A 1,249-nucleotide genomic window follows, 5' to 3' on the forward strand; every position below is an offset into this window, starting at 1 on the left:
TCGTCGCCTACAACGTGCCGATCATGATGAGCGCCTACAAACTCGGCGCCGCCCTCGCCGCCGGATGTTCCACGATCCTGGTCACCTCACCGAAAGCTGTACTCCTGACCTCGGCGTTCGTGAAACTCGTCGAAGAGGCCGGATTCCCCAGCGGTGCGGTCAATTTCGTGTTCGGCTCCCCCGCTGTCACCGAACAGGTCGTCACTGCCCACGAGGTCGACATGGTCACCTTCACCGGCTCCCCCACGGTCGGCAGCAAGATCCTCACCCTCGCCGCGCCCACCTTGAAGAAGGTCGTCCTGGAACTCGGCGGCAAGTCACCCAACATCGTGCTCCCCGGTACCGACCTGGCACGCGCGGTCCCCGCCTCGGCGTTGCGCTTCACCCGCAACAGCGGCCAAGCCTGCGGGGCGACGACGAGAACGCTGGTGCCACAGGCCGACTTCGACGAATACATCGAGCGCTCGAGCGAGTTCTTGCGGAGCCTCACCGTCGGCGATCCATTCGCACCCGATACCGTCCTCGGCCCGCTCATCACCGCCGAACACCGCGCCAACGTCGAGGGTTTCCTCGACCGCGCACGCGCCGCGGGAGCCGAGACCCCCTTCGGCGGCGGACGACCGCCTGGTCTCGACGACGGGTTCTTCCTCGAGCCGACCCTGGTGACCGGCGTCCCCAACGAAGCCGAGATCGCCCAGGAGGAGCTGTTCGCACCGGTCGGTGTCGTGATGCCCTATACCGATCCGGACGATGCCGTCCGCATGGCCAACGATGTCAAATACGCACTGAACGCCAATGTTTGGGGGCCCACAGCCGACGCGATCGAATTCGCCCGACGCTTGCGCTCGGGCACGGTCACCATCAACGGGGGCGGCGGCATGCGGGCCGACGCGCCATGGGGTGGGCCCGGCTACAGCGGCATCGGCCGAGAGGGCGGCGAAGAAGGGTTCGCCGAATTCTTCGAAGTCAAACATGTGCAGTGGCCGCTGTAATCGCTCATTCGAGCTGACACGGGAGCCCTGCGACGAATCGTCGCAGGGCTCCCGTGTTGTCTGTGGTTGTCGCTACCCGAATACCGGACTGTCCGCGACGAAACTCGCGAATTTCAAGCTTCGGGTCTGCCACCGCCCGTCGCGTTTGACGAACTCGAAAGCGTAAGTGCCCGAGAGCAGTACCCGAGTACCGTCGGCGGTGAGCCGGAAGTAGAACACATCGGTGGCCGCGGTCGCCTGCTCACCCTGGATGTCGA

Annotated in this window: 2 protein-coding genes; one reads left to right on the plus strand and one right to left on the minus strand. The window is 65.3% G+C overall.

All coding sequences use genetic code 11. The annotated features are described in order from the left end of the window. Positions 1 to 992: aldehyde dehydrogenase family protein (locus tag ACSVDM_RS30785; RefSeq protein WP_439269168.1), on the plus strand; the 992-nt coding region annotated here is incomplete at its 5' end. A 72-nt stretch (positions 993 to 1,064) separates the two neighbouring features. Here the strand turns inward: ACSVDM_RS30785 and ACSVDM_RS30790 are convergent. Then, the coding region (locus ACSVDM_RS30790; protein WP_439269169.1) for a nuclear transport factor 2 family protein at positions 1,065 to 1,249 on the minus strand (185 nt) is incomplete at its 5' end.

Source organism: Nocardia sp. JW2 (genome assembly GCF_051843015.1).
GTDB classification, from domain to species: Bacteria; Actinomycetota; Actinomycetes; order Mycobacteriales; family Mycobacteriaceae; genus Nocardia; species Nocardia coubleae.